The organism is Telluria sp. AZSoR62, assembly GCF_058111565.1.
Genome location: NZ_JBYTST010000171.1, coordinates 1 through 337, shown reverse-complemented (window position 1 = coordinate 337; position 337 = coordinate 1). Strand labels below are relative to the sequence as shown.

General features: G+C 64.7%; 1 protein-coding gene and 1 pseudogene. Both read right to left on the bottom strand.

Features of this window, described 5'->3' with window-relative positions:
• A pseudogene (locus tag AC3XQU_RS23395) lies at nucleotides 1-111 on the bottom strand (TIGR03745 family integrating conjugative element membrane protein); the annotation flags it as partial.
• A gap of 16 nt (nucleotides 112-127) precedes the next feature.
• On the bottom strand, nucleotides 128-337 hold a 210-nt coding region (locus AC3XQU_RS23390), incomplete at its 5' end, for a TIGR03758 family integrating conjugative element protein (protein ID WP_489876540.1).

Below are 337 nucleotides of genomic sequence, written 5' to 3'. Positions count from 1 at the left end.
GTTCTCCAACTGCGGCAGACCCTGCGCGAACGACAGGGCGGGCAGCGCTGCGGTGCCCAGGGCCACGGTGGCGCGCTGGGCAAGACGGGAAGTGAGGATGCAGTTTTGCATGGTCATGCCTTTCAGGTCAGGAGAGGAGGAAGAAAGTCAGGACGAGGTACATCGCGACGAATCGGATGCAGACGCCGAGGAACTGGCGCTGGTTGAGGCGGCTTTCGGACCACCCCACGTAGGCCGTTCGCATGGCCCAGACGCCCCAGACGAGCAGGACCGCGAACACGACGCCGACCAGGACGGTCGCCATCGCTGAAGGCGCGATGCCGCTGTTGGCTTGAAA